Genomic DNA, 1,251 nt, shown 5'->3' with positions numbered 1-1,251 from the left:
GTTTAAGGCTGACAATTAAAGCTCTGCCGTTAGGTCAGAGCTTTTTTACTTCCGACGCTGAATAACCATAATTCTTCCCGTCCGATATTGAGTTGTTCGCAGTCATCCTCCCCCTTTCCCGATAGTCTCCTCTACTGGCTGATTCCTGTGGGGAGAAGACATGCCAACACGTTTTATTTTCACAACGCTAACCGCGCTCAACAGACCATCCAACCACGACGCAGAACGCGACGGGTTTAGGCGGTTGAATGCCTGCGCCTCGCGGGCATTCAACCGTGGCGTGAGGCGAGTAAATTCAATTTCACAGAAATTGCTAATTTGCGTCGCCCGAACCCACCCGCGAGCGTTTCTCCCAAGGGAAACCGAGCAGGCCGGGGGGAGCCGAATAAATTTTGCCGCCCCAGCGAGCAAAAAGACGCGCCCACGCGTCGGTTTATTTGGGGGGCATCCGCCCCGCACACCGTCGTGGCTAAGTCTCCGGCCACAAGCCGGTAGCGAGGCGCGACTACCCACTTTGAAGGCGTTTTCCCATTTTTTCGCTGACCGGAACGGGCAAAAGAAAAAGTGGGCTAAAAACGGCGTCTCAAAGGGGGTAGTCGCGCGTAGCGCGCGACGGTGTGCCTCTGTTGACGTTGGGGGTTTTGGCGTGGCGTCCAGCCGCGACATTCCCCCCATGCGACAGGCAATAAGGGCGTCCAGCCCGCATGAACTGGCGCACGCCGTTCTGTGCCGGGAAATGTATTTTCCGGTGCATGGCTGCGAAGCGGCCCCCCATTCGCCTCACGCTATCGGCGCATCCCATGGACGCACGCCATTCACGGAAATATGAGTCGATTCCATGAGGCGATAAAGACGAACAAGAAAAGCAGCCAGAGACAAAGGAGGATCAATGTTGATTTCCGATTACCGTGAACGCCAAGCGCGTAGTCACGAAAAGATCCGGGTACTGCTAAATTTCCTGAAAAAAGAAACCTACAGCGATTTTAAAACCCTGATGCTGCTTTTTGATTATAAAAATCACAAGCCGCTGTATCTGCTGCTGGCAAAAGCCATCGACATGGGATTCATTCAAAAGCAGACGTTTTGTACAAGGATGGAGAAAATCTCACTGTGGGGGATCACCAACGACGGGTTGGCCGCAGTCGTCACACCAGATGATGACGGTTTTCCTGCACGCTTTGAGCCTTCGAAAGTCACTGACTGGACGCTGATGCAGCGCCTTGATCGTCAGCTAAATAACTTTGCCAAATA

At 53.3% G+C, this 1,251-nt stretch carries 1 pseudogene; it reads left to right on the top strand.

Annotation, left to right across the window (positions count from 1 at the left end):
• Nucleotides 1-889: 889 nt before the first annotated feature.
• Nucleotides 890-1,251: pseudogene (locus H0247_RS19645) on the top strand (molybdopterin-guanine dinucleotide biosynthesis protein MobC); the annotation flags it as partial.

Source organism: Pectobacterium sp. CFBP8739 (assembly GCF_013449375.1).
Taxonomy (GTDB): Bacteria; Pseudomonadota; Gammaproteobacteria; order Enterobacterales; family Enterobacteriaceae; genus Pectobacterium.
The sequence above is the reverse complement of the archived record's forward strand: the minus strand, read 5'-3'. Positions and strand labels throughout refer to the sequence as shown.